Source organism: Kitasatospora sp. NPDC127035, assembly GCF_042726075.1.
Lineage (GTDB): Bacteria > Actinomycetota > Actinomycetes > Streptomycetales > Streptomycetaceae > Kitasatospora.
In genome coordinates this window covers 56,753-81,424 of the sequence record NZ_JBHXDN010000026.1, presented here as the reverse complement: position 1 = coordinate 81,424, position 24,672 = coordinate 56,753, and the positions used below count along the sequence as shown (strand labels likewise).

Annotated in this window: 23 protein-coding genes and 1 pseudogene; 15 read left to right on the top strand and 9 right to left on the bottom strand. The window is 73.9% G+C overall.

The window, feature by feature from the left end; translation table 11 throughout:
• Positions 1-22: 22 nt before the first annotated feature.
• Positions 23-844, bottom strand: coding sequence for an IclR family transcriptional regulator (locus ACFWIC_RS19615; RefSeq protein ID WP_380519565.1), 822 nt, complete (start codon positions 842-844; stop codon positions 23-25).
• 182 nt (positions 845-1,026) lie between these two features.
• Here ACFWIC_RS19615 and aceB point away from each other — a divergent pair, with 182 nt between their 5' ends.
• A complete protein-coding gene (gene aceB, locus ACFWIC_RS19610; protein ID WP_380519564.1) occupies positions 1,027-2,676 on the top strand; it encodes a malate synthase A in 1,650 nt (549 codons plus the stop codon).
• A 353-nt stretch (positions 2,677-3,029) separates the two neighbouring features.
• On the opposite strand, the gene ACFWIC_RS19605 is transcribed toward aceB, so the two are convergent.
• The 7 genes from ACFWIC_RS19605 to ACFWIC_RS19575 all read right to left on the bottom strand — a co-directional run bounded on the left by ACFWIC_RS19605 (position 3,030) and on the right by ACFWIC_RS19575 (position 8,845).
• On the bottom strand, positions 3,030-4,415 hold the full coding sequence (locus ACFWIC_RS19605; RefSeq protein WP_380519563.1) for an 8-oxoguanine deaminase: 1,386 nt from the start codon (positions 4,413-4,415) through the stop codon (positions 3,030-3,032).
• A gap of 57 nt (positions 4,416-4,472) precedes the next feature.
• A complete protein-coding gene (locus ACFWIC_RS19600) occupies positions 4,473-5,960 on the bottom strand; it encodes a nucleobase:cation symporter-2 family protein (protein WP_380519562.1) in 1,488 nt (495 codons plus the stop codon).
• A 198-nt stretch (positions 5,961-6,158) separates the two neighbouring features.
• A complete protein-coding gene (pucL, locus tag ACFWIC_RS19595) occupies positions 6,159-7,073 on the bottom strand; it encodes a factor-independent urate hydroxylase (RefSeq protein ID WP_329950517.1) in 915 nt (304 codons plus the stop codon).
• 28 nt (positions 7,074-7,101) lie between these two features.
• Entirely contained in the window at positions 7,102-7,437 is a 336-nt protein-coding gene (gene uraH, locus ACFWIC_RS19590; protein WP_329880501.1) for a hydroxyisourate hydrolase, read from the bottom strand.
• Between the two features lie 59 nt (positions 7,438-7,496).
• A complete protein-coding gene (uraD, locus tag ACFWIC_RS19585; RefSeq protein ID WP_380519561.1) occupies positions 7,497-8,000 on the bottom strand; it encodes a 2-oxo-4-hydroxy-4-carboxy-5-ureidoimidazoline decarboxylase in 504 nt (167 codons plus the stop codon).
• 201 nt (positions 8,001-8,201) lie between these two features.
• Positions 8,202-8,582 (bottom strand): helix-turn-helix domain-containing protein, encoded by a 381-nt coding sequence (locus tag ACFWIC_RS19580; RefSeq protein ID WP_329880499.1) that lies wholly within the window; start codon positions 8,580-8,582, stop codon positions 8,202-8,204.
• Entirely contained in the window at positions 8,579-8,845 is a 267-nt protein-coding gene (locus ACFWIC_RS19575) for a thiamine-binding protein (RefSeq protein WP_329950530.1), read from the bottom strand. Before ACFWIC_RS19575 ends, ACFWIC_RS19580 begins: the two co-directional genes overlap by 4 nt.
• A gap of 192 nt (positions 8,846-9,037) precedes the next feature.
• Here ACFWIC_RS19575 and ACFWIC_RS19570 point away from each other — a divergent pair, with 192 nt between their 5' ends.
• The 14 genes and pseudogenes from ACFWIC_RS19570 (at position 9,038) to ACFWIC_RS19505 (ending at position 24,253) form a co-directional block, all read left to right on the top strand.
• Positions 9,038-9,901: a TIM barrel protein gene (locus tag ACFWIC_RS19570; RefSeq protein WP_329950520.1), complete on the top strand. Its 864-nt coding sequence runs from the start codon at positions 9,038-9,040 to the stop codon at positions 9,899-9,901.
• A 66-nt stretch (positions 9,902-9,967) separates the two neighbouring features.
• Positions 9,968-10,855 carry a 2-hydroxy-3-oxopropionate reductase gene (locus tag ACFWIC_RS19565; RefSeq protein ID WP_329948904.1) on the top strand — a complete coding sequence of 296 codons (888 nt, stop codon included), beginning with the start codon at positions 9,968-9,970 and terminating at the stop codon, positions 10,853-10,855.
• 366 nt (positions 10,856-11,221) lie between these two features.
• On the top strand, positions 11,222-12,364 hold the full coding sequence (locus ACFWIC_RS19560; protein WP_329948903.1) for a glycerate kinase: 1,143 nt from the start codon (positions 11,222-11,224) through the stop codon (positions 12,362-12,364).
• Between the two features lie 111 nt (positions 12,365-12,475).
• Complete coding sequence (gene allB, locus ACFWIC_RS19555; RefSeq protein ID WP_380519560.1) at positions 12,476-13,936, top strand: allantoinase AllB; 1,461 nt, start codon at positions 12,476-12,478, stop codon at positions 13,934-13,936.
• Positions 13,933-14,988, top strand: a pseudogene (gene alc / locus ACFWIC_RS19550) (allantoicase); the annotation flags it as partial. The gene allB and the pseudogene alc, both read left to right, overlap by 4 nt.
• 391 nt (positions 14,989-15,379) lie before the next feature.
• Positions 15,380-16,840: a catalase gene (locus ACFWIC_RS19545; protein WP_329948900.1), complete on the top strand. Its 1,461-nt coding sequence runs from the start codon at positions 15,380-15,382 to the stop codon at positions 16,838-16,840.
• 347 nt (positions 16,841-17,187) lie between these two features.
• The gene (locus tag ACFWIC_RS19540; RefSeq protein WP_329880488.1) at positions 17,188-17,967 is read left to right on the top strand and encodes an IclR family transcriptional regulator C-terminal domain-containing protein; all 780 of its coding nucleotides are present in this window, start codon (positions 17,188-17,190) and stop codon (positions 17,965-17,967) included.
• A 233-nt stretch (positions 17,968-18,200) separates the two neighbouring features.
• On the top strand, positions 18,201-19,115 hold the full coding sequence (locus ACFWIC_RS19535; protein WP_380519559.1) for a metal-dependent hydrolase: 915 nt from the start codon (positions 18,201-18,203) through the stop codon (positions 19,113-19,115).
• A 95-nt stretch (positions 19,116-19,210) separates the two neighbouring features.
• The gene (locus tag ACFWIC_RS19530) at positions 19,211-20,344 is read left to right on the top strand and encodes a PDR/VanB family oxidoreductase (RefSeq protein ID WP_380519558.1); all 1,134 of its coding nucleotides are present in this window, start codon (positions 19,211-19,213) and stop codon (positions 20,342-20,344) included.
• A 30-nt stretch (positions 20,345-20,374) separates the two neighbouring features.
• Positions 20,375-21,271 carry a M24 family metallopeptidase gene (locus tag ACFWIC_RS19525; RefSeq protein WP_380519557.1) on the top strand — a complete coding sequence of 299 codons (897 nt, stop codon included), beginning with the start codon at positions 20,375-20,377 and terminating at the stop codon, positions 21,269-21,271.
• Complete coding sequence (locus ACFWIC_RS19520) at positions 21,268-23,064, top strand: SDR family oxidoreductase (RefSeq protein WP_380519556.1); 1,797 nt, start codon at positions 21,268-21,270, stop codon at positions 23,062-23,064. Before ACFWIC_RS19525 ends, ACFWIC_RS19520 begins: the two co-directional genes overlap by 4 nt.
• A gap of 72 nt (positions 23,065-23,136) precedes the next feature.
• Entirely contained in the window at positions 23,137-23,334 is a 198-nt protein-coding gene (locus ACFWIC_RS19515) for a type II toxin-antitoxin system VapB family antitoxin (RefSeq protein ID WP_329880480.1), read from the top strand.
• A 58-nt stretch (positions 23,335-23,392) separates the two neighbouring features.
• Positions 23,393-23,524 (top strand): hypothetical protein, encoded by a 132-nt coding sequence (locus tag ACFWIC_RS19510; protein ID WP_329948896.1) that lies wholly within the window; start codon positions 23,393-23,395, stop codon positions 23,522-23,524.
• Positions 23,525-23,623: 99 nt separating this feature from the next.
• Positions 23,624-24,253 (top strand): LysE family translocator, encoded by a 630-nt coding sequence (locus ACFWIC_RS19505; RefSeq protein ID WP_329880477.1) that lies wholly within the window; start codon positions 23,624-23,626, stop codon positions 24,251-24,253.
• Between the two features lie 10 nt (positions 24,254-24,263).
• Here ACFWIC_RS19505 and ACFWIC_RS19500 read toward each other — a convergent pair whose 3' ends face one another.
• Complete coding sequence (locus tag ACFWIC_RS19500; protein WP_329948895.1) at positions 24,264-24,557, bottom strand: hypothetical protein; 294 nt, start codon at positions 24,555-24,557, stop codon at positions 24,264-24,266.
• Positions 24,558-24,672 lie beyond the last annotated feature (115 nt).

Here is a 24,672-nt window from a genome sequence, read left to right as displayed (position 1 = left end):
CCGGGCCTCCGGCGGGGCGGTGTCAGGGGGCCAGGACCTGTCCCAGCCGGGCCGCGATCTCGTGCATCACCGGCACCAGCGAGGCGGATCCGGCCTGCTCCTCCAGCGCCCGGACCCGGGCCTCCGGTCCGGAGACCGAGAGCGCCGTCGGCGTGGGCGCGCCGGGGACGGCGAGCGCGATGCAGCGCACCCCGATCTCCTGCTCCTGGTCGTCCACCACGTAACCGCGCTCGCGCGCCTCGGCGAGCTGGCGGATCAGCTCCTGCGGGTCGGTCACGGTGTGCGGGGTGTGGGCGGCCAGCGGGTTGGGGCCCAGGACGGCGCGCGCCTCCTCCTCGGGCAGCTGTGCCAGCAGCGCCTTGCCGACCCCGGTGCAGTGCGGCTGCACCCGGCGGCCGACCTCGGTGAACATCCGCATCGAGCGCCGCGACTGCACCTGCCCGACGTACACCACCTCGCCGCCCTCCAGCACGGCCAGGTTGGCCGTCTCGCCGGTGGCCTCCATCAGCTCGGCCAGGTAGGGACGGGCCCAGCTGCCGAGCAGCCGCCCGGCGGTCTCGCCGAGCCGGATGAGCCGCGGGCCGAGGGTGTAGCGGCGCGCCGTGTCCTGGCGGACATAGCCCTGCTGTACGAGGGTACGAACCAGGCGGTGGATGGTGGGCATGGGCAGACCGGAGGAGGCGGAGAGTTCGCTGAGCGTCGCCACGCCGCCGGAGTCGGCCAGTGCCTCCAGCAGGTGGAAGGCGCGCTCGACGGACTGCACGCCGCCGGTGGCGCGCTCCGGGGCCGGGGCCGGGGCCCGGTCGGAGGCTCTGTCGGACGGGCTGTCGGAGGTCGGGGCCACCGGCGTTTCCTTCGCTGTCGGGGGAGGGGTACAGTCTCGGCGATCTCCTCAACAAACCGTTGAAATTCTGTATCGCGGAAACTAGTCTCCACCTTACAGAATCAAGTCCTCCGCTTGCCGGGGTTCGGATCACCTGCCGATCAACCGTCTCAAGGATCAACTGTCTTAGGAGTGTCCTGCTCATGGCTACAGATCAGGGACCCGGCGCCTCTCCCGCCGCTCCGGTCGTCACTGTCGCCGGTCCGCGCGTCCACCGGGCCGAGGAGGTGCTCACTCCGGAGGCGGTCGCCTTCGTCGTCGGCCTGCACCGCGCGTTCGAGGACCGCCGTCGCGAGCTGCTCGCCCGCCGCCGCACGCGCCGTGCCGAGATCGCCCGCACCGGCACCCTGGACTTCCTCCCGGAGACGGCCGCCGTCCGCGCCGGCGACTGGAAGGTCGCCGAGGCGCCCCGGGCGCTCCAGGACCGGCGGGTCGAGATCACCGGCCCCACCGACCGCAAGATGGTGATCAACGCGCTCAACTCGGGCGCCCGGGTCTGGCTCGCCGACTTCGAGGACGCCACCTCCCCGACCTGGGAGAACGTCGTCGGCGGTCAGCTCAACCTGATCGACGCCTTCGAGGGCCGGATCGACTTCACCTCCCCGGCCGGCAGGGCCTACACGCTCAGGCCCGCCGCCGAGCTGGCCACCGTCGTGGTCCGCCCGCGCGGCTGGCACCTGGACGAGACCCACCTCCTGGTCGACGGCGAACCGGTGGCCGGCGCCTTCCTCGACTTCGGCCTCTACTTCTTCCACAACGCCGCCCGGCTGCTCGCCCGTGGCGGCGGGGACCCGAACTCCGGTCCGTACTTCTACCTCCCGAAGACCGAGAGCCACCTGGAGGCGCGGCTCTGGAACGACGTCTTCACCCACGCGCAGGCCGAACTCGGCATCCCGCACGGCACCGTCCGGGCCACCGTCCTGATCGAGACCGTCACCGCCGCGTTCGAGATGGACGAGATCCTCTACGAGCTGCGCGAGCACGCCGCCGGGCTCAACGCGGGCCGCTGGGACTACCTGTTCTCCATCGTCAAGAACTTCCGCGACGCCGGCGAGCACTTCATCCTGCCGGACCGCAACAGCGTCACCATGGCCTCGCCGTTCATGGCCGCCTACACCCGGCTGCTCGTCCGGACCTGCCACCGGCGCGGTGCCCACGCGATCGGCGGCATGGCCGCGTTCATCCCCAGCCGCAGGGACCCCGCGGTCAACGAGGCCGCCCTGGTGAAGGTCACCGCCGACAAGGAGCGCGAGGCGGGCAACGGCTTCGACGGCTCCTGGGTCGCCCACCCGGACCTCGTCCCGGTCGCCCGCTCCTGCTTCGACGCCGTCCTCGGCGACCGCCCGCACCAGAAGGAGAACCCCGGGCCGGCCGGACCGGTCACCGCCGCCGACCTGCTGGACGTCGCGGGCGCCGGCGGCAGCTGCACCCGTGCGGGTCTGCACAACGCGGTCCAGGTCGGGGTCCGCTACATCGAGGCCTGGCTGCGCGGCGTGGGCGCGGTCGCCATCTTCCACATGATGGAGGACGCCGCCACCGCCGAGATCTCCCGCTCGCAGATCTGGCAGTGGATCCACAACGACGTCGTCCTCGCCGACACCGGGGAGAAGGCCACCGCCGACCTCGTGCGCCTCCTGGTGGCCGAGGAACTGGCCGGGCTCCGGGCCGAACTCGGTGCCGAGGCCTACGCCGCCGGACGCTGGCGCGAGGCCGCCCAGCTCTTCGAACAGGTCGCCCTGGCCGAGGAGTTCGAGGAGTTCCTGACCCTCCCCGCGCTTCCCCTGCTGGGCTGAAACCCCAGGCTACCCGGCGCAACGCCTGCCGCCCTCTGCCGTGTTGGAGCAGGGGGCGGCTCCTTTTCGGCCGTCCCGTACGGTGCGGTGGACGTGGTCGCCGGCCCGTCGGCACTCGGCCGCCCCCCGCCCGACCCCGCCCCCGCCCGACCCCGCCCCCGGCCCCGGTGCGGGCTCGCCCGGAGACGGGCACGCCGCCGCCCCGGACCCTCGCCGTGGGTCCGGGGCGGCGGTCCGCCGGGAGCCCCCGAGGGGGCGACCGGCGGAGTCCGGGTGACGCACCGTCCCTGGGCGGCCCGGAGTTCGGAGGTGTGGTGCTCGTGCGGGGCGGACGGCGCGCCCCGGTGGCGGGGTCAGACGGGCCGGGCGGCGAGCTCCCGGGCGGCGCGGGCGCAGGCCCGGGCGATGCGGTCCTCGTTCACCGTCGTCAACTGCCCCTTCTCGACGACCGCGTTGCCGTTGACGAAGAGCACGGACAGCGGCGGCAGGGCGCCGAGGGTGAGGGCGGCGACCGGGTCGGCGATCGAGGAGTGCATGAGACCGTCGAGCTTCCAGAGGGCGAGGTCGGCGAGCTTCCCGGCCTCGACCGAGCCGATCTCGTTCTGGCGGCCGATGACCCGGGCGCCGCCCATGGTGCCCAGCCGCAGCGCCTGGCGGGCGGTGAGCGCGCGGGGGGAGCCGTGCAGGCGGTTGATCAGCAGCGCGTTGCGCAGTTCGGTGCCCAGTTCGCCGGACTCGTTGGAGGCCGTGCCGTCGACGCCGAGGCCGACCGGTACGCCGGCCCTCAGCATGTCGGGGACGCGGGCGATGCCGGCGGCCAACCGGGCGTTGGAGGACGGGCAGTGGGCGACGCCGGTGCCGGTCTCGGCGAACTTGGCGATGTCGGAGTCGTTCATGTGGACGCAGTGCGCCATCCAGACGTCCTCGCCGAGCCAGCCGACCGACTCGAAGTAGTCGGTCGGGCCCATCCCGAACAGCTGCTTGCAGAACGCCTCCTCCTCGGCGGTCTCGGAGCCGTGGGTGTGCAGGCGGACGCCCTTGCGGCGGGCCAGGACTGCGGACTCGCGCAGCAGTTCGGTGGAGACCGAGAACGGGGAGCAGGGCGCGAGGGCGATCTGCAGCATGGAGTCGGAGGAGGCGTCGTGGTACCGGTCGACGGCCTCCTCGGAGGCGGTCAGGATGGTGTCGAGCTCCTCGACGGCGTGGTCCGGGGGCAGCCCGCCGTCCTTCTTGCTGCGGTCCATCGAGCCGCGCAGCGCGGTGAACCGCAGGCCCAGCTCGCGGACGGCCTCGATCTCGGCGCCGAGGATGTCGCCGCCGTCCTTCGGGAAGACGTAGTGGTGGTCGGCGGCGGTGGTGCAGCCGGACTTGAGCAGCGCGGCGGCGGAGCCCTGGGCGGCGGCGTGGACGAGCCGGTCGTCGACCCGGGCCCAGGTGGGGTAGAGGGCGACGAGCCAGTCGAAGAGGATGTCGTCCTGGGCCAGGCCGCGGGTGATCCACTGGTAGAAGTGGTGATGGGTGTTGACCAGGCCGGGGGTGACGAGGTGGCCCTCGGCGTTGATCCGGCGCACCACGTTGTCCAGCCACTGCGGGGCGGGGCCCTCGCCGACCGACTCGATGCGGTTGCCGAGGATGACCACGTGGCCGCGGGTGTACTCGGTGTCGCGGGCGTCGACGGTGGCGATCGCGGCGTTCTCGATGACGATCCGCTGATCGGCGGGCGGGGGCTGGACTGCCATGGTGTGACTCCAAGGGGGAGGGCCGGGCGGGCACGGGGCGCATGCCCGCCCGGTGGGTCAGGACGGTGTCGCCGTCGGCGCCGGCGCGTCGGGTGCGGCGTCGGGGGTGGACCGGCGGGCGGCGCCGAGGTGGTGGAAGAGCAGGTTGAGCAGGACGGCCGCCACGCAGCCGGCCGATATCCCGGAGTGCAGCAGGGTGCGGACGGCCTCCGGGAACGCGTCGTAGAAGGTCGGTGCGGCGATCGGGACGATGCCGACGCCGAGCGAGACCGAGACCAGGACCGTGTTGGCGCCGGAGTCCAGGCCGGCCTCCGCGAGGGTGCGGATGCCGCTGGCGGCGACCGTGCCGAACAGCACGATCCCGGCGCCGCCCAGGACGGGCTGCGGGACGACCGAGACGACCGAGCCGAGCACCGGGAAGAGCCCGAGCAGGATCAGGATGCCGCCGCCGGTCGCGACCACGAAGCGGCTGCGGATCCGGGTCAGGGCCACCAGCCCGATGTTCTGGGCGAAGGCGCTGGCGGCGAAGCCGTTGAAGACCGGGCTGAGCGCGGTGGCCAGCCCGTCGGCCCGCAGGCCGGCGGCGAGCACCTTCTCGTCGGCCTCGCGGTCGACGATCCGGCCGAGCGCGAGCATGTCGGCGGTGGACTCGGTCATCGAGACCACCATGACGATGCAGAGCGAGGCGACCGCGGCCGCGTCGAACGCCGGTGCGCCGAAGTGGAAGGGGGAGGGCAGCGCGAAGATCCGTGCGTCCTGGACCGCGCCGAAGTCGGCGAGGCCCAGCGGGAACGCGAGCAGGGTGCCGGCCGCAAGCCCGAGGAGCAGGGAGAGCTGCTGCCAGAAGCCGCGCAGCAGCCGGTTGCCGAGGACCACCGCGGCGAGGGTGAGCGCGGCGAGTCCGACGGCCCGCATGGAACCGTATCCGGGGGCGTCCGGCGAACCGCCGCGCGCCCAGTTGACGGCCACCGGGAGCAGGGACACCCCGATGAGGGTGATCACGGTGCCCTGGACGACCGGCGGGAAGAACCTGATCAGCTTGCAGAAGTACGGCGCCGCGAGGAGGCACAGGACCCCCGCGACGATCACCGCGCCGAAGATCACCGGGAGGGCGTCCTCGGGTCCGTGCTCCTTGGCGATGGCGATCATGGGGGCGACGCCGGCGAACGACACGCCGTTCACGAACGGCAGCCGTGCGCCGATCCGCCGGACGCCGAGGGTCTGGAGCAGGGTGGCCAGCCCGGCGGTGAACAGGCTGGCCGATATGAGCAGGGCGAGTTCGGCGGGGGAGAGGCCCACGCCGGCGCCGACGATGAGCGGGGGAGCGACGACTCCCGCGTACATCGCGGCGACGTGCTGGAGTCCGGTGGTGACGAGCCTGACGGGTGGCAGCAGCTGGTCCACGGGGTGGACCTCCGCCGTCCTCGCCGGACTGCCCGGGGCGCCCGGGGCTCCGGACCCGGAGGCCCCGGAGGCCGCGTCCGGACCGGGGGATCCTTCAGGGGTGGAACCGCCGTCGGTGGTGCCGGTGGTGCTGGGTGCCATGTCGAGCCCCTCTTGTGCCCGTGGCTCCCGGCGCGCCCGTGGCGCTGGAGAGCGGTCGATCACGTGGTGGCCGAGGTCGGGACGGCGGTGCAAGGGTCCCTCGGCCGGTCTCTCCGGCTCCCCGGGCCGGCCGCCGCGAGGGGGGCACGGTCTCCGGTGGGTGGGGGTGGAGAAAACGGGTGGAGCGGGTGGCGGAGGTCAGGCGACCGGGATGACCGGGACGACGCCCTCACGGTGCACGGTGCCCTCGATGAGGCCGTACATCCGGTCGGCGGCGTAGTAGACCTCGTTCTCGTTCTTCAGGCCGAAGGGTTCCAGGTCGACCAGGAAGTGGTGCTTGTTGGGCAGTTCGAGGCGTACCTCGTCCACCTCGGCGCGGTTGTTGAGGACGCGGGTGCCCATCGCGTGCAGGGTCTGCTGCAGCGAGTAGGAGTAGGTCTCGGCGAACGCCTCCAGCAGGTGGCGCCGCACGTGGGTGTAGGAGCGGTTCCAGTTGGGCTGGGCCTCGTCGTCCCGGCCGGTGTAGCCGTACTTCCACCGGGCGGTGACCTGGGTGGCCAGGATGCGGTCGTAGGCCTCCCGGAGTGTGGTGTACCGGTCCTTGATGTAGCCCCAGAACTCCGAGTTGGTGGAGTTCAGCACGACCAGGTCCTTCAGGCCGGAGACGACCTGGACCGACCCGCCGTCGTAGACGATCTCGGTGGTGCGGGTCTCCTGGCCGGAGCGGACGAAGGAGTGGCCGACCTCCTCGGAGCCGATGAAGCGCGCGCTGCTGTCCGGGGTGCGGATCCGGTCCCAGGCGTACTCCTCGATCCGGATCCGGGCGCTGTGCACCGGTTCGGTGCTGTCGACGAAGTGGCGGGCCAGGGTGATGCCGAAGGCCTCGGCCGACTCGATCCCGTGCTCCTTGGCGAAGGCGTACACGGTGTTCTTGGTGGTGTCGGTGGGGAGGCAGTGGGCGTTCGACCCGGTCAGGTGGACGTCCTCGAAGTCGCCCGAGAGGGCGACCGAGACGTTCAGGTCCTTGATCTCGTGGCGGGTGGAGTCGCGGTAGACCCGGACGATGCGGTTCTCCGCCTTGCCGTACTGGTTCTGGCCGAGCACGTGGGCCATGGCGTGGCTCCCATATCAATCGAGCGGTCTAGCTTCCGCGGTAGACCGAGTATCCGAAGGGGTTGAGCAGCAACGGCACGTGGTAGTGGTGCTGCGCGGGTGCGACCGTGAAGACGATCGAGACCTCGGGGAAGAACGGCGGCTCGGCCGACGCCGGCGCGTAGTACGCGGCGGTGTCGAAGAGCAGCCGGACGACCGAGCCCGCCTCCACGGCCGGCAGGTCTTCGACCCGGCCGTCGGAGTCCGTGGCGGAGGTGCCGAGCACCTGCCAGCCACCCTCGGTGTGCTGGGCGAGCTCGACCGGGACGCCCTCGGCCGGGCGGCCGAGGCTGGTGTCGAGCACGTGGGTGGAGATGCCGGTCATGAGTGGGTGACCTTACTGATGGCAGTGGTGATCCTGCGTCAGTGATACCTGATGATGCGTCAGTTATCGTCGAGCAGGCGGTTGATGCGAATGTCGTTGATCTTCCGCAGTTCCTCCCGGACGATCTCGGCCTCGGTGGCCGGGTCGTTGGGGTGGCGCTCGCGCAGGGCGGCGAGCATGGTGGCCGCGGTACGGCCGGTCGCGCAGATCAGGAACACGTGGCCGAACTTGGCCTCGTAGGCGGCGTTGGCCCGGCGCAGTTCGTCGAGCAGGGCGTCCTCGGCCCCGAGGACGCCGGCCTGCTCGCGCTCGGAGGCGGCGTCGCCCGGCCTGGGCGTGCCGATCCGGGCGTGGCCGGCCATCGCGTCGTGCAGGTCGGCGGCGGAGAGCTCGGCCACGGCCTCGGCGTTGGCGTCGAGCAGTGCCCGGCGGTCGGTCCACGGTCGGGCCGCGACGACGGCGTCGGCCCAGCCGGGGCTGGAGCAGACGTCCAGCAGGATCTCCCTCAGCTCGGCGGCGTCGGCCGCCGTCAGGGCTTCAAGGGCGTGGGGGTGGTTGGTCACGGGTGGACCTCCTGGGGAGTGGTGCCACCCGCACAAGCTAGATCGGTGGGATCGGGTCGTCAACACTTTGTTGAACGGTTGGTGGTTACGTTTCGCGGCGGCCCTGGTCGCGGGGTCTCTCGTGTGTGATGCGACAAGTGCGCCCCGCCGGGGACGGGGTCACACTGACCCTGCCGGCGGGGCGCACCCGGGCCCGCGGGCTCAGCCGGACTTCGAACCGTCCTGGCGGTTGAGGTAGTTGTACACGGTGAAGCGGCTCACGCCGAGTGCCGTGGCGACCGTCTCGACGCCGTGCCGGACGGTGAACGCGCCGCGCTCCTCCAGCAGGGCGACGACGCGCTGCTTCTCCCAGCGGTCCAGCTCGGCCAGCGGCCGGCCGTCGAACTGGCGGGCCGTCTCGGCCAGCAGGCGGTCCAGCGCGTTGCTGAGGTGGGGCAGCCGGACGGCCAGTGCCGGTGCGCCCTCCCACTCCAGGACGACGTCCTCGGGCTTCGCCTCGCCCACCGGGAGGGGCGTCGCGCCGACCGCGTCCAGCAGCGGCTTCAGCGCCGCGGCGAGCGGGTGTTCGACGTGCTCGGTCACGGCCTACCACCCTCCTCGGGCGCGTCGGCGCCTTCGTCGCCGAGCACGCTGACCTGGACCGATATCCGGGTCGCGCCGGCGTCCAGGCTCTCCCGGAGCAGCCGGGTCACGGCGGCCAGGACCTGGTCGGCCTCGCCTTCGGCGCCGGTGCCGAAGGGGCCGACCGCGACGGCCAGGCCCGCTTCGTCGACCGCCTTCCGGGCCGCCGCGGCGTGCTCCGGGAACGTGTCCAGCTCGAACGGTTCTGTCGTGAACTCCACCATCAATCGCACCCGCTCACTGTAGCGAGCGAGGGGTGGGGCGGTCAGTGGCCGGTTCGGGCCGCTCGGTGGCGACTGCGCGGTCGGGGCGGGCGGAGTCTTCAACAAAATGTTGTAGACGCCTTGACAGTTCTCCGAGGGGCCGGACATGCTTCCACCAGACAGAATCCCTCTTCCGCATCGTGGAAGTTGTGGATGACGGAAGAGAGACACGAGGTGATGGACGTGACCGCCGCTTCCCGGCACAGTTTCACGGTCAACCTGTCGATCCTGTTCGGCGAGCTCCCGCTGCTGGAGCGCCCGGCCGCGGCGGCCGCCGCCGGATTCACCGCCGCCGAGCTGTGGTGGCCGTTCGGCGAGGACCACAGCCCCGCCGAGGCGGAGCTGGACGCGCTCCGCAAGGCGTTCACCGACGCCGGCGTACGGCTCACCGGCCTCAACTTCCTCGACGACCTCGTGAAGGGGGCGCGCGGTACCGTCTCGGTGCCGTCCGAGAAGGAGCGGTTCCGGGCCAACGTCCCCGTCGCCGCCGCCCTCGCCGCCTCGCTCGGCACCCCGGCCCTCAACGCCCTCTACGGCAACCGGGTCGCCGGCGAGGACCCGGCCGGGCAGGACGCCCTCGCGCTGGAGAACCTCGTCCTCGCCGCCCGGGCCGCGCACGGGATCGGCGCGGTGCTGCTGATCGAGGCGCTGAACCGGCCGGAGTCCCCGGACTACCCGCTGGTCTCCGCCGCCGCCGCGGTCGAGGTGGTCGACAGGGTCAACGCCGCCACCGGCCTGGGCAACGCGAGGTTCCTCTGCGACCTCTACCACCTGGCCCGCAACGGCGAGGACCCGGCGGCCGTCATCGACGCGTACGCCGACCGGATCGGCCACGTGCAGATCGCGGACACCCCCGGCCGCAACGAGCCGGGCACCGGCGGGCTGGACTTCGAGGACCTCTTCGCCCGGCTCACCGCCGCCGGCTACACCGGCCCGATCGGCCTCGAGTACCGCCCGTCCACCGGCGTCAGCGCCGACAGCTTCGGGTGGCTCCCGCGCGAGCACCGCGCCGCCTAGGCCGTGCCCGGCCGCGCCGGCCGCCCACCCCACCCTCCCCGCTCCACGGACAGAAGGAACGACGCGATGAGCCGCAAGATCGCCTTCATCGGCCTCGGCATCATGGGAAGCCCGATGGCCGCCAACCTGGTCGGCGCCGGCCACCACGTCACCGGCTACAACCTCACCCGGCCGCAGATCGACGCCCTGGTCGCGGCCGGGGGCCACGGCGCCACCAGCATCGCGGACGCGGTGCGGGACGCCGAGGTCGTGATCACCATGGTCCCGGCCGACCCGCAGGTCGAGCAGGCCGTCCTCGGCGAGGGCGGCGTCCTGGAGAACGTCCGGCCCGGCACGCTCGTCATCGACATGTCGAGCATCACCCCGCAGACCTCGATCAGGGTCGAGGCCGCCGCCCGGGAGAAGGGCGTCCGTGCGCTGGACGCCCCGGTCTCCGGTGGCGAGGCGGGCGCGGTCGAGGCCGTTCTCTCGATCATGGTCGGCGGCGCCGCCGAGGACTTCGCCGAGGCCAAGCCGCTGTTCGACGTGCTCGGCACCACGGTGGTCCACGTCGGCCCGGCCGGGGCCGGCCAGACGGTCAAGGCCGCCAACCAGCTGATCGTCGCCGTCAACATCCAGGCCGTGGCCGAGGCCGTGGTCTTCCTGGAGAACGCCGGCGTCGACCTCGGGGCCGCGCTGGACGTGCTCGGCGGCGGTTTGGCGGGCTCGACCGTGCTGAACCGCAAGAAGACCAACATGCTGAACCGCGAGTTCGCCCCCGGCTTCCGCATCGACCTGCACCACAAGGACATGGGGATCGTCACCGAGGCCGCCCGCGCCGTCGGCGCCGCCCTCCCGGTCGGCGCGGTCGTCGCCCAGCTGGTCGCCTCCGCCCGTGCCAACGGCGACGGCTCCCTCGACCACTCGGCGCTGCTGCGCGGCGTCGAGCGGCTCTCCGGCCGCGAGGTGAAGTAGCCCTCCCGGCCCCTCGACTCCTCCCGGTGGCGTGTACCTGTCCGGTCGTGCCCGCGCCACCGGGAGGTCGCCACCTGCCGCTCCGGCCGCGTGCGTACCCGTGCGGCCGGGGCGGCGACCGGCCCGACCGGCGGGCGGTGCGGGGCTCATCCGCCCGCCCGCCGGTCGACCGGACGGTGACGCGCCCACCCTCCAGGGGCACTTCGGTCGTGCCGAGCGGCGCGTCGCCCGGCTCCCTCCCCCGTCGAGGGGAGTCCCTCGCCCTCCGGAAGCGGGACGAGGGGGACGGCGGGGAGGGAGCCGCCCCGGACCTGCCGGGGCCCATGCTTGACGGACCATCGCCAGACCAGAAGTGAGGCCCACGCCATGCCCCCCACCTCCCACCAGGGCCATGTGGTCGTAGCTCCCGACAAGTTCAAGGGCACCCTGGAGGCCGCCGAGGCCGCCGCCCGGATCGCCGCCGGCATCCGCCGTGCCGCCCCCGGTACCGAGGTCCGCGAACTGCCCGTCGCCGACGGCGGCGAGGGGACCCTGGCCGCCGCGCTCGCGGCCGGCTTCGCCCGCGTTCCCGCCAAGGTGGCCGGCCCGACCGGCCTGCCGGTGGACGCCGCGCTCGCCGTCCGGGGCGACACCGCCGTGGTCGAGCTGGCCCAGGCCTCCGGGCTGGCCCGGCTCCCCGGCGGCCGGACCGCCCCGCTCGCGGCCGGCTCCTACGGGGTCGGCCAGCTGATCGGCCGGGCCGTCGGGCTCGGGGCGAAGCGGATCGTGCTCGGCCTCGGCGGAAGCGCCTGCACCGACGGCGGGGCCGGGATGGTCCAGGCGCTCGGCGTCTCGCTGCTCGACGGCGAAGGCGTCGAACTCCCGCCCGGTGGAGCGGCGTTGAGGCGCCTGGAGCGGATCGACCCCGGACGGCTCGCCGGCACCCTGGCGGGCGTCGAGATCGTGGTCGCCTGCGACGTCGACAACCCGCTGCTCGGTCCGCGCGGCGCGACGGCCGTCTACGGCCCGCAGAAGGGCGCGAGCGGGGAGGACCTGCTGGTCCTGGAGGAAGCTCTGACCCGGTTCGCCGACGCGGTCGGCGCGACGGTCGGCCGCGAGGTGCGCGACGCCCCCGGCGCGGGGGCCGCGGGCGGGGTCGGCTTCGCGGCGCTCGCCCTGCTGGGCGCCACCATGCGACCCGGCATCGAGCTCCTGCTCGACCTGCTGGGTTTCGACGCGGCCGTGCGTGGGGCACGCCTCGTCGTCACCGGCGAGGGCTGCCTGGACGCGCAGACGCTCCACGGCAAGGCCCCCGCCGGCGTCGCGGCGGCCGCCGCCCGGGCGGGGGTCCGGGTGGCCGCCGTGGCGGGACGGGTGGAACTGTCCGAACGCGAGTGGCGGGCGGCCGGCTTCGCCGCCGCGTACGCGCTCAGCGAGTTGGGCGAGCAGCCCGGTGACGGCCTGACCAGGGCGGGAGAGCTCGCCGAGGTCGCGGGGGAGCGACTGGCGGCGGAGTTCCTCCACCGGTGACCGGCGCGGACCCTCGTAGTTTCCTCCATTGACGATTTGTTGAAGGCGGCCCTAGGCTCCGGGCCATCCTTCGGCGCACCCCACCCCTCGACCAGGTTTCGGAGGTCCCCCATGCCCATCAGCGAGACCGCGGTGATCCGCTCCCGCCGGGTGGTCCTGCCGGACGGCGAGCGCCCCGCGGACGTGCTGGTCCGGGACGGGAGGATCGCGCGGATCGCCGCGCACGGCTCCCTCCCCGCCGGTGGCCACGCGCTCACCGACCTCGGTGACACCGCGCTGCTCCCCGGCCTGGTCGACACCCACGTGCACGTCAACGAACCCGGCCGCACCGAGTGGGAGGGCTTCGCCACCGCCACCCGGGCGGCCGCCGCCGGCGGTGTCACCACCGTCGTCGACATGCCGCTCAACTCGGTGCCGCCCACCACCACCCCGGCCGGGCTGGAGGTCAAACGGAAGACCGCGGAGGGTCAGGCCTGGGTCGACCTCGGCTTCTGGGGCGGGGCCGTGCCCGGAAACCTCGCCGACCTCGAACCCCTGCACCGTGCGGGCGTGTTCGGCTTCAAGTCCTTCCTGGCACCGAGCGGCGTCGAGGAGTTCCCGCACCTCGAACAGGCCGATCTGGAGGCCGCCCTCGCCGAACAGGCCCGAATCGGCGCGCTCGCCATCATCCACGCCGAGGACCCGGCCGTCCTCTCCGCCGCACCGCAGCAACCCGGCGTCCACTACCGGGACTTCCTCGCCTCCCGGCCCGCCGGTGCGGAGACCGCCGCGGTGGCCCGGCTGCTCGACACCGCCCGGCGCACCGGCGCCCGGGTGCACGTCCTGCACGTCTCCTCGGCCGCCGTGCTGCCGCTGCTCCGCCGGGCCCGCGCGGACGGTGTCGAGGTCACCGCCGAGACCTGCCCGCACTACCTGACCCTCACCGCCGAGCAGGTCCCGGACGGCGGCACCGCGTTCAAGTGCTGTCCGCCGATCCGTGACGAGGCCAATCGCGACGCCCTCTGGGAGGCCCTGGCCGCAGGGGAGTTCGCCGCGGTCGTCTCCGACCACTCGCCGTCCACCCCCGACCTCAAGCTGCTGCCCGAACGCGGCGGCAGCGGGGACTTCGCGGCCGCCTGGGGCGGCATCGCCTCGCTCCAGCTGGGCCTGCCCGCGGTCTGGACCGAGGCCCGGCGGCGCGGTCACACCCTCTCCGACGTGGTCCGCTGGATGTCCGCCGGCCCGGCCGGGCTGGCCGGCCTCACCGGGACGAAGGGCGCCGTCGCCGTCGGCCACGACGCCGACCTGGTGGCCTTCGACCCCGACGGCCGCTTCGCCGTGCACGCCGCCGACCTGCACCACCGCAACCCCGTCACCCCGTACGCGGGCCGGACGCTCACCGGCGCCGTCCGCACCACCTGGCTGCGCGGCCGGGTCGTCGACGTCGCCGGCGAGCCGTTCGGCGTCCAGCTCACCCGCCCGCGGCCCACCGGCTCCGGGCCCACCGGTCCCGTGTCCACCGGTCCCGTGTCCACCGGTCCCGGGCCCGCCCGGTCCACCCGTCCGACCCCCGGCCCCGAGGAGTCGCAGTGACCACCGTCCCCACCCCGAACGCCCCGTTCACCGAGCTGGTCGACCTGGCCTCCCGCCGGCTCGGCGCCGGTGTCGTCGCCACCAACGAGGACACCTTCGCCGACGCCGAGAACCTGCTGGTCGCCGAGGCCGCCGTGTTCCGCCCGCACACCTTCGGCCACAAGGGCCAGATCATGGACGGCTGGGAGTCCCGGCGGCGCCGGGGCACGGGCGCCGAACAGCCGCACCCCACCGACGAGGACCACGACTGGGCGGTCGTCCGGCTCGGCGCCGCCGGAGTGATCCGCGGCCTGGTCGTCGACACCGCGCACTTCACCGGGAACTACCCGGAGAGCGCCTCCGTCGAGGCCGCCTCGATACCCGGCCACCCCTCGCCCGCCGAGGTCGCGGCCGCCGCGTGGGTGGAGATCCTGCCGCGCACCCCGCTGCGGGGCGACACCGCCCACGCGTTCGCGGTGAGCAGCGCCACCCGGTTCACCCACGTACGGCTCAACATCTTCCCGGACGGCGGTGTCGCCCGGCTCCGCGTCCACGGCGAGGTGCTTCCCGACCCGCGCGAGCTGGACGGCCTCACCTTCGACCTGGCCGCCCAGGAGCACGGCGGTGTCGCCGAGGCCGCCTCCGACCGCTACTTCTCCTCCCCGCACAACCTGAACGCTCCCGGCCGCGCCTCCGTCATGGGTGAGGGCTGGGAGACCCGGCGTCGGCGTGACAAGGCCAACGACTGGGTGCGGATCGCCCTGGCCGGGGGCGGCGAGGTCCTGGCCGCCGAGGTGGACACCACCCACTTCGTCGCCAACGCCCCCGGCTGGGCCGACCTGGTCGGCTACGACGCCTCCGCCGGCGGTGACCCCGCCGCCGACCCGGACGGCTGGTTCGCGCTCCTGCCGCGCACCCGCCTCCAGCCCGACACCCGCCACCGCTTCCGGTTGGACCCGGCCCGCCCGGTGACCCATGTGCGGATCAACGTGTACCCCGACGGCGGCCTCGCCCGCCTCCGCCTCACCGGCCGCCCGACCGAGGCGGGCCGGGCCGGTCTCGCGCTGCGCTGGTTCGACGCCGTCCCGGTCGACGAGGCCGCCGCGGCCCTCGTCGAGGCCGGTCTCACCGCCGGGGAGGCCGCCGAACTGGCCGCGGCCCGCCCGCTGGTGGACGCCGACGCCGCCCGCACCGCCGTCGCCGCGCTCAGCCCGGCCGACGGCCCCGACGGCGAGCACTCCTCCCGCCGCCGCTCGGCCGCCTGGCGCCTGCTCGGCATCTGAACCGGCGCCCGAGCCGGCATCCCGACCGGCGCCGGAGCCCGTGTCCCGACCGGCGCCGCCGCAGGCCGGGGGCCGCGGCCGCGGTGGCTCCGCGCCACCCGCGGAGCCCTCCGGCCGCGGCCCGGGGCGGCGCCGCATTCCCCCAAGCGTCACACCCTTATCGACATCCGAAGGACCCGTCATGTCCAAGATCCTGACCACGGAGTCCGGCGCCCCGGTCGCCGACAACCAGAACTCGGCCTCGGCCGGCGCCTACGGTCCGCTGCTGGTCCAGGACCAGCACCTGCTGGAGAAGCTCGCCCGGTTCAACCGCGAGCGCATCCCGGAGCGCGTCGTGCACGCCCGCGGTTCCGGCGCGTACGGCTACTTCGAGGTCACGGACGAGGTCTCGCCGTACACCCGGGCCGCCTTCCTCGGCGAGGTCGGCAGGCGCACCGAGGTGTTCCTCCGCTTCTCCACGGTCGCGGGCAACCTGGGCTCGAACGACGCGGTCCGCGACCCGCGCGGCTTCGCGCTCAAGTTCTACACCGAGGAGGGCAACTACGACCTCGTCGGCAACAACACCCCGGTCTTCTTCATCAAGGACCCGCTGAAGTTCCCCGACTTCATCCACTCCCAGAAGCGCGACCCGTACACCGGTGTCCAGGAGGCCGACAACGTCTGGGACTTCTGGGCCCACTCGCCCGCGTCGACCCACCAGATCACCTGGCTCTTCGGCGACCGCGGCATCCCCGCGTCCTACCGCCACATGAACGGGTACGGCTCGCACACCTACCAGTGGGTCAACGAGCAGGGTGACGCCTACTGGGTGAAGTACCACTTCAAGACCAACCAGGGGATCCGCTCGCTGGACGCCGCCCAGGCCGCCGAGGCGGTCGGCGGCGACGCCGACAGCCACCAGCGCGACCTCCACCAGGCCATCGAGCGCGGGGTGTTCCCGTCCTGGACCCTCTACGTCCAGCTGATGCCGGTCGCCGAGGCCGCCGACTACCGGTTCAACCCCTTCGACCTGACCAAGGTCTGGCCGCACGCCGACTACCCGTTGGTCAAGGTCGGCCGCCTGGTGCTCAACCGCAATCCCGAGAACGTCTTCGCCGAGGTCGAGCAGGCCGCGTTCTCGCCGAACAACTTCGTGCCCGGCATCGGCCCGTCCCCGGACAAGATGCTCCAGGGCCGCCTGTTCGCGTACGCCGACGCCCAGCGTTACCGCCTCGGGGTGAACCACACCCGGCTGCCGGTCAACGCCCCGCGCGCCACCGAGGCCGCCAACTACGGCCGGGACGGCCTCGGCGCGCTCAACCCGGCCGGCCGTGCCCGCAACTACGAGCCCAACTCCTACGACGGGCCGGCCCAGACCGGCGCCGCGCTCGCCGCGCCGACCGGGCTGAGCGGCTGGACCGGCACCCACACCACCCCGGCCCACACCAAGGACGACGACTTCTTCCAGGCCGGTGAGCTCTACCGGCTGATGCCGGAGGCCGAGCGGGCCCGCCTGATCGACAACCTGGCCGGCTTCCTGGCCCAGGTCTCCCGCGACGACGTCGTGGAGCGGAACCTCGCCCACTTCCACGCCGCCGACCAGGAGTACGGCGCCCGCCTGGAGGCCGCCGTCACCAGGCTCCGGGCCGGCGACGAGGGCTGATCCACCGGACCACCCTCCCCGGCCGCCGGGGCCCGCACCCCGGCGCCGCCCCCCGACCGGGCCGTTCCCCCAGGCAGTGGGGGAGCGGCCCGGTGCCCGTCCGCCAGCCGGACGCCCGCCCCCGCCCGCCGCAGGCGCCCTGCCGCCGATCGACGGTCAGGAACGTCCGCCGCTGCGCCACCCGGCGGGCGGGGGTACGCGGGGGCATCGGCGGGGCATATGCCCGTCAAGTGCTTCACCGCACCTGCACGAAAATCCGCAGAGGGGCGGATGGCGGTGTACAGCGGTGGATAGGCTGGACACCACCCGCCGGTCACACCTGCGGGGGGACATCGGAAGGGGACGACATGTCGACACCAGCCCCCGGTCGCCACGCCGCGCCGGCCCAGGGCCTGCCCGGTCCGTTCACCTCCCTGCAGCACGCCCTCAGACTGCTGGAGGCGGTCGACCGGCACCCCGGAGGGGCCACGCTGGTCACGCTGGCCAGGGAGACGTCCCTCGGGCTGCCGACGGTCCGTCGGCTCGCCGAGATCCTGGAGATCGAGGGCTACCTCATGTGCCAGGACGGCGGTTGGGTGCTCGGCGGCACCTTCGCGCTGCTCGGGCAGCAGAACCGGGAGCAGCTGGTGCGGGTCCGGCTGGATCGCAAACTGGAGGAGCTCCGGGACGAGTTGGGCGCGGCGGTGTACTTCAGCCGCTACCACGACGGCGAGCTGTCGGTGGAGGCGGTGTCGGCGGGCGACCACGCGCCGGCGGTGCAGGAGTGGGTGGACTTCCGGGCCACCGCGCACGCCAGCGCGATCGGCAAGTGCCTGCTCAGCCAGCTCGACCACGACGCGCGCCGGGACCACCTCGCCCGGCACCCGGTGGCCCGGCTGACCTCCCGGACGGTCACCGACGCGGACCAGCTGATGCACCGTCTGGAGCGTCAGCCGGCCACCGTTCCGGTGCTGGACATCCAGGAGTACGCGCTCGGCACGGTCTGCGCCGCGGTCCCGGTCACGGCCGGCAGCACGGTCGGCTGCCTGGCCACCTCGATGCCGGTGGACAACGTGCACCGGCTGAAGGCCGCCGCCGAGCTGCTCGCCGTCCGGGCCGCGCCGCTGATGCTGGCCATGGCCGTCTGAAGCACCGCGGAGGATCGCAGGACCCCGTCGCGCCGCGGCGGGGTCCTCGTGTTTCCCGGGGTGCCGGGCCGTCGGCCCCGGGTGTTTCGCCGGGCCCGCCGCGGTGCACATCACTTATTAGACTCGATGTCGATAAGAGGTGTCGAACCTCTTGTGGCGCGCACTACCCGCGAGTACGTTTTGCCGGGTCGAGCCGCCACGAGCCGCCACCCGCAGGTCAGGAGGGCCCCGTCATGCCCAGCCCCACCCCCGTTCCCGCCCTCGCCGCGCCGGCCGTCCGGGTGCACGAGAGCCTCGTCCTGGAGCCCCGCGACGTCCGCTTCGACTGGTCCGGACTGCCGCTGCACTGGATTCCCGACGAGCCGATGGCCACCCACGTCATCAACGTCCTGCACCTCCTCCTCCCGGAGGGCGAGCGCTGGTTCGTCAAGGTGTTCAAGGACGCCCTGCCGATGATCCGGGACGAGCAGCTGCGGGACGAGGTGCTCGGCTTCATCGGCCAGGAGGCCATCCACGCCGAGGCCCACCAGGAGGTCCTCGACCACCTGTTCGGGCAGGGCCTCGACCCCCGCCCGTACGTGCGTCAGATCTCCTGGCTGTTCCAGCGGGTCCTCGGCGACAAGCCCGGGCTGACGCCCGCGCGGCAGCGCGAGAACATCATCGAGCGGGTCGCGTTCGTCGCCGCCATCGAGCACTTCACCGCCTTCCTCGGCAACTGGGCGCTCAACTCCCCGGGCCTGGACCGGGCCGAGGCCGACCCGACCATGCTCGACCTGCTGCGCTGGCACGGCGCCGAGGAGGTCGAGCACCGCAGCGTCGCCTACGACCTGATGGTCCACCTCGACCCCGGCTACCTGCGGCGGATCCGCGGCATGGCGATCTCCGGGCCGCTCCTCGTCCACCTCTGGGTGCGCGGCGCCCGCTTCCTGCTCGCCGCCGACCCGACCCTCGACGGCCGGATCAGGCCCACCTGGCGCGAGGCCGGCCGGATCGCCAGGCGCGGACTGCTGCCCGACCCGCTCACCTCGATCCGCTCCGGCCTGCGCTACCTCCGGCCCGGCTACCACCCCACCCAGGAGGGGTCCTCCAGCCAGGCCCTCGGCTACCTCGCCACCTCCCCGGCCGCCCGCGCCGCCGCCGGCCGCTGACGGGGACGGCGGCCCCCGCCCCGGGGCCCGTCGCCGGCCCACCCGCCCCCGGCCCACCCGCCGCCCAGGACCCAAGGACCCAAGGACCCCGCCGGATGGATCTGCGCACCCCACCCCCCGACCTCTACGGCCGCCCCCGCGCCGACACCTTCTTCCGCTTCCTCACCGCCTTCGGCGACCGCTACAGCCCCGCCCTCGGCAGCCCGCTGCTCCGGCGCAACCCCCGCCGCCCGCCCGGCCGCCCCACCCCGGCGCTCCAACTGGTCGTCACCGCCCGGCGCCCGGCCGCCACCGACGTCGTCGAACTCACCCTCGCGGACCCCTCCGGCGGTCCCCTCCCGCCCTGGCAGCCCGGCGCCCACCTGCGGCTCGTGCTGCCGTCCGGCCGCGAGCGCCACTACTCCCTCTGCGGCGACCCGGCCGACCCCGCCGCCTACCGGATCGCCGTCCGGCACCTGCCCGCGGGCGGCGGCGGCTCCGCCGAGGTCCACGACACCCTCCGCCCCGGCACCCGGCTCACCGCCCGCCGTCCCCGCAACGGCTTCGCCTTCTGCGCCGAACCGGCGGTCCTCCTGGTGGCCGGCGGCATCGGCATCACCCCGCTGCTCCCGATGGCCCGCGAGGCCCGGCGGCACGGCCTGGACTGGCACCTCGTCCACGTCGGCCGCAGCGCCGGCACCCTCCCGTTCTCCGAGGAGCTGCGGGCCCTCGACCCGCACCGGGTCCACCTGCGCACCGACGACGAGCACGGCGGCCCGCCCACCGGGGCCGAGCTCCTCGCCCGCGCCCCGCGCGGTGCGGCCGTCTACTGCTGCGGCCCGGCCCCGATGCTCGCCGCCGTCCAGCGGGCCCTCGACGGATCGCCCGCCGCCTCCCTGCACTTCGAACGGTTCGGCGCCGCGCCGATCACCGACGGCGAGCCGTTCACCGTCCGCCTCGGCACCGACGGACCGGCCCTCGACGTCCCGGCCGACCGCTCGGCCCTGGACGTGCTCCGGGAGGCCCGCCCCGACCTGGCGTACTCCTGCCACCAGGGCTTCTGCGGCACCTGCGAGGTCCGGCTGCTGGCCGGTACCCCCGACCACCGCGACCGCCGCCTCACCGCCGAACAGCGGGCCGCCGGCGCCCTGCTGCCCTGCGTCTCCCGGGCCGCCGCGGGCGAGACCCTGGTGCTCGACCTCGGTGCGCCCGGCCGGCCCCGGGTGCAGGACCCGTCCGACCGGCCGTAGGCCGCCGATCCCCCAGAAGGAGCCCCCGCCGTGCCGCGCACCCCCGCCTTCCCCTACACCGAGCACGACCTCGCCCGCTTCCGGGAGACCCAGCAGCTCGCCTACCACTGCGCCGAGGAGGTCGCCGCCTGGATCGAACCCGGTGTCACCGAGCGGCAGGCGACCGCGCAGCTGCGCCGCCGGCTGGTCGCGGCCGGTGTGCAGGACTTCTTCCACGTGCCGTTCGCCTGGTTCGGCGACCGGACGGCGTTCCGGCACTTCCACACGCCGCTGCAGTTCTTCGCCGGCAACCGCTGGCTGACGGAGGGCATGCCGTACGTGCTGGACTGTGCGCCCGTCGTCGACGGCTACACCGCCGACATCGGCTACGGCGGCAAGGTCGGCGAGAACCGCGTGTGGGACCGCCTCGCCGCCGACCTCCGGGTCTACCGCGAGCTGATCCTCACCGAGGTCCGCGCCCGCAGGCCGCTCGCCGACGTGTACGCGGCGGTCGACGCGCAGATCGAGGCGCACGGCTACGACAACCGCCACCGCGTCTACCCGGGCCGAGTGATCGGCCATCAGGTCACCCGGACGACCGCCCGCGGCCCGGCGGGGGTGAACGTGTTCGGCTTCGGGGTGCGTACACTCCAGACGCTCGGCCGCGAGCTGATCAGCGAGCGCCTGCACGGCCGCTCCCCGCTCTGGGCGGACGGCCGCTCCTCCCGGCACGCGCCCACCCCGGGCCTCTGGGCGGTGGAGCCGCACATCGGCTTCCGGGAGGTCGGCATCAAGTTCGAGGAGCTGCTGGTGGTCACCGAGGACGACGCGTACTGGCTCGACGACGACCTCCCGCACGTCCGCCGCTGGACCGGGGCAGGCGCCGCCGCGACCACCGCGACCACCGTGACCCCGACCACCGTGACCGCTCAGGAGGCGACCCGATGACGACCAGCCGCGACACCGGACGCGCCGGGCACCCCGCCCCCCGGGTGCCGCACCGTGCCGCCTCCCGCCGCCGGACCGTCCACTCCGGTGGCCTGCCGCTCGCCGTCTTCGAGGACGGCGACCCGGGCGCCCCCACCGTCCTGCTGGTCCACGGCTACCCGGACACCCACGCGGTCTGGGACGACGTCGCCGCCGACCTCGCCCGCGACCACCACGTCGTCCGCTACGACGTCCGGGGCGCAGGCGCCTCCGGCGTCCCGGCCGGCCGCGAGGGCTACCGCCTGGAACAGCTGGCCGACGACCTGTTCGCCGTCGCCGACGCGGTCAGCCCGGACCGCCCGGTGCACGTCGTCGCCCACGACTGGGGCTCGCTGCAGTCCTGGGAGGCCGTCACCACCCCCGGTGCCGAACGACGGCTCGCCTCCTACACCACCATGTCCGGGCCCTGCCTGGACCACATGGGGTTCTGGCTCCGCGACCGCTTCCGCCGCCCCACCCCGCGCCACCTGAGGCAACTGATCGCCCAGGGCGCCCACTCCTGGTACATCACCGCCTTCCACCTGCCCTTCCTCGCCCCCGGCGTCTGGCGGCTCGGCCTCGCCCGCGCCTGGCCCCGGGTGCTGCGCGACCTGGAGGGCGTCAGCCCGCGCCCCGGCCACCCGCAGCCCACGCTGCGCCGGGACGCGGTGCGCGGCATCGAGCTGTACCGGGCCAACATGCGGCCCACGCTGCGCAACCCGCGCGAACGGCCCACCGAGGTGCCGGTCCAGCTGATCACCCTCACCCGGGACCACTACGTGGGCACCTACCTCTCCGAGGGCCTGGAGCGCTGGGTGCCGCGGCTGACCCGCCGGACCCTGCACGCCACCCACTGGTCCGCACTGCTGGAGAAGGGAACCGCCGTGGCCCGGATGGTCCGTGAACACGTCGCCCGCACCGAGGCCGGCCGGGACGCCCCCGAGGACCGCGCCGCCGCTGCCGCCGGGGACGGCCGGCTCGTCGTCGTCACCGGCGGTGGCAGCGGCATCGGCCGGGCCACCGCGCTCGCCTTCGCCGAGGACGGTGCCCGGGTGGTGGTCTGCGACCTCGACCTGGACGCGGCCCGCCGCACCGCCGAACTCGCCGCCCTGATCGGGCCGCCCGCCCACGCCTACCGGGTCGACGTCAGCGACGGCGCCGCGGTCGACGCCTTCGCCCAGCAGGTCGCCGCCGAGCACGGGGTGCCGGACGTGATCGTCAACAACGCGGGCATCGGCCACTCCGGGACGTTCCTCCAGACGACCGAGAAGGAGTGGCAGCGCGTCCTCGACGTCAACCTCTGGGGCGTCATCCACGGCTGCCGGGCGTTCGGCAGCCTGATGGCCGACCGCGGCGAGGGCGGTCACATCGTCAACCTGGCGTCGGCCGCCGCCTACCTGCCGTCCAAGGCGCTCACCGCCTACGCCACCAGCAAGGCCGCCGTCTTCATGCTCTCCGACTGCCTGCGTGCCGAGCTGGCCGGCCACGGCATCGGCGTCTCCACGATCTGCCCCGGCATCGTCAACACCAACATCACCCGCACCTCCACCTTCTCCGCGACCACCGCCGACCAGCAGGCCGCCAAGCAGGCCCGTGCCGCCAGGCTCTACGCCCGCCGCGGCTTCCCGCCCGAGAAGGTCGCCACCGCCGTCCTGCACGCGGTTCGGACCGGGAAGGCCGTCGTCCCCGTGACGCCCGAGGCGAAGGCCGCCCGCTTCCTCTCCCGCCTCTCCCCGGGCCTGCTCCGCCTGGCCGCCCGCCTCAACGTGACCTGATCCCGCGGCCGAGATATCGGATACGGTGAATTTCGATATCACCACAGGCTCTTCGATCCCCGGAGGTCCGCTGTGACCCGCACGGTGATAGACGTCAAGGACGAGCTGCTGGCCGAGGCCGCAGAGATCTTCGGGACGACCACCAAGGTGGCGACGGTCAATGCCGCCCTGGAGGACGCGGTCAACCGTCGGAAGCGTGAGTCCTTCCTCAACTGGCTTGCCGAAGGGGGTCTGCCTGACCTCACCGGTTCGGCGGACCACGGTGAGTGAGCGCTTTCCGATCGACAAGTCGGCATTCGCGCGGTACCCGAAGCCGGCGGTTCGAGCGGTGATCGAACCGCTCCACAACGCCGGGCTGCTCGCCGTCTGCGGTGCTGTCGAGCTGGAGATCGTGCACAGCGCCCGTTCCAAGGCGGATGCCCTGCGCATTCGGGTCGTTCCACCCGGGACGGCCGACTGACGTCGTGCCCGGCGGGGAGCGGACGCTCGTCCGCCCGCCGCCGGGGCCGCCGCGCAGGGTGTCCGTGTGCGGGCGGGGCGGCCCGTACGATCACGGACCATGGAGATGAGCACCGCCCTCTGGTCCTTCGCCTTCGTCGTGGGGCTGCTGACCCTCACGCCCGGGCTCGACACCGCGCTGGTCCTGCGCACGTCCGCGCTGGGGCACCGGCGGCAGGCGTGGGGCGTGGTGCTGGGGATCCAGACCGGGACGCTGCTCTGGGGCACCCTGACCTCGGCGGGCGTCACGGCGCTGCTCACCGCCTCCCAGCTGGCGTACGAGATCCTGCGGTGGGCGGGCGCCGCGTACCTGGTGTGGCTGGGGATCGGGATGCTCCGGAGCAAGGGCGGCGACGCCGAGCCGGAGGAGGCGCAGCCGTCCGGCGGCGGGCTGGCGCACGGCTGGCGGCGCGGCACGCTGACCAACCTGCTCAACCCCAAGGTCGGCGTCTTCTACGTGGCGGTGCTGCCGCAGTTCATCCCGGCGGGGGCGCCGCACTTCGCCGCGGGCGTGGCGCTGACCTGCGTGCACGTCGCGGAGGGGCTGCTCTGGTCGGCGGTCCTGGTGGGCTTCGCCCAGGTGCTGCGCGGCTGGCTGCGCAGGCCGGCCGCGCGCCGGGCGATGGACCGGGTGACCGGGCTGGTGGTGCTGGGCTTCGGCGTGCGGCTGGCGGTCTCGGACACGCCCTAGCGTCGCCGGTTCAGCTGCCGAGACGGCGCAGGCCCTCGCGCAGTTGGTCGGTGTCCATGCAGAGGTGCACGTCGACGGAGGCGTTGAACTCCAGCCAGAACGGCTCGCAGACGGACGGCAGCGCGGCCTCGTCGGGTACGTCGATGACGGCGATCTGGCAGCGCCGGCCGTTGCGGGCGAAGGCGTAGACGGCCTCGGGCTTCAGACCGGCCATGATCCGGTCGAACTTCTCGGCGACGGCGCCGTCCCTGACGACCTGGTTGGCCGTCGCGGTGTCGAGCTCGATCTCCAGCAGGGCACGCATGGCGGTGCTCCTTCCGCGGGCTCGCGGTGAGTCCTCCTCTCCAGGCTCCCGCTGCCCCGGCGGCCACGCAACGTCACCCGGGCGGCGGCGCCGGATGGCCGCCCGGTGGGTCGCG

Bases quoted from the DNA above. Each gene is read 5' to 3' on its own strand.
- ACFWIC_RS19600 (WP_380519562.1), bottom strand. From the start codon at position 5,960: ATGGCACCCAGCACCACCGGCACCACCGACGGCGGTTCCACCCCTGAA.
- ACFWIC_RS19575 (WP_329950530.1), bottom strand. From the start codon at position 8,845: ATGGTGGAGTTCACGACAGAACCGTTCGAGCTGGACACGTTCCCGGAG.
- allB (WP_380519560.1), top strand. From the start codon at position 12,476: ATGCCCATCAGCGAGACCGCGGTGATCCGCTCCCGCCGGGTGGTCCTG.
- ACFWIC_RS19520 (WP_380519556.1), top strand. From the start codon at position 21,268: ATGACGACCAGCCGCGACACCGGACGCGCCGGGCACCCCGCCCCCCGG.
- pucL (WP_329950517.1), bottom strand. From the start codon at position 7,073: ATGGCCCACGTGCTCGGCCAGAACCAGTACGGCAAGGCGGAGAACCGC.
- ACFWIC_RS19540 (WP_329880488.1), top strand. From the start codon at position 17,188: ATGTCGACACCAGCCCCCGGTCGCCACGCCGCGCCGGCCCAGGGCCTG.
- ACFWIC_RS19500 (WP_329948895.1), bottom strand. From the start codon at position 24,557: ATGCGTGCCCTGCTGGAGATCGAGCTCGACACCGCGACGGCCAACCAG.
- ACFWIC_RS19530 (WP_380519558.1), top strand. From the start codon at position 19,211: ATGGATCTGCGCACCCCACCCCCCGACCTCTACGGCCGCCCCCGCGCC.
- uraH (WP_329880501.1), bottom strand. From the start codon at position 7,437: ATGACCGGCATCTCCACCCACGTGCTCGACACCAGCCTCGGCCGCCCG.
- ACFWIC_RS19570 (WP_329950520.1), top strand. From the start codon at position 9,038: ATGACGGAAGAGAGACACGAGGTGATGGACGTGACCGCCGCTTCCCGG.
- aceB (WP_380519564.1), top strand. From the start codon at position 1,027: ATGGCTACAGATCAGGGACCCGGCGCCTCTCCCGCCGCTCCGGTCGTC.
- ACFWIC_RS19505 (WP_329880477.1), top strand. From the start codon at position 23,624: ATGGAGATGAGCACCGCCCTCTGGTCCTTCGCCTTCGTCGTGGGGCTG.
- ACFWIC_RS19545 (WP_329948900.1), top strand. From the start codon at position 15,380: ATGTCCAAGATCCTGACCACGGAGTCCGGCGCCCCGGTCGCCGACAAC.
- ACFWIC_RS19605 (WP_380519563.1), bottom strand. From the start codon at position 4,415: ATGGCAGTCCAGCCCCCGCCCGCCGATCAGCGGATCGTCATCGAGAAC.
- ACFWIC_RS19535 (WP_380519559.1), top strand. From the start codon at position 18,201: ATGCCCAGCCCCACCCCCGTTCCCGCCCTCGCCGCGCCGGCCGTCCGG.
- ACFWIC_RS19560 (WP_329948903.1), top strand. From the start codon at position 11,222: ATGCCCCCCACCTCCCACCAGGGCCATGTGGTCGTAGCTCCCGACAAG.
- ACFWIC_RS19565 (WP_329948904.1), top strand. From the start codon at position 9,968: ATGAGCCGCAAGATCGCCTTCATCGGCCTCGGCATCATGGGAAGCCCG.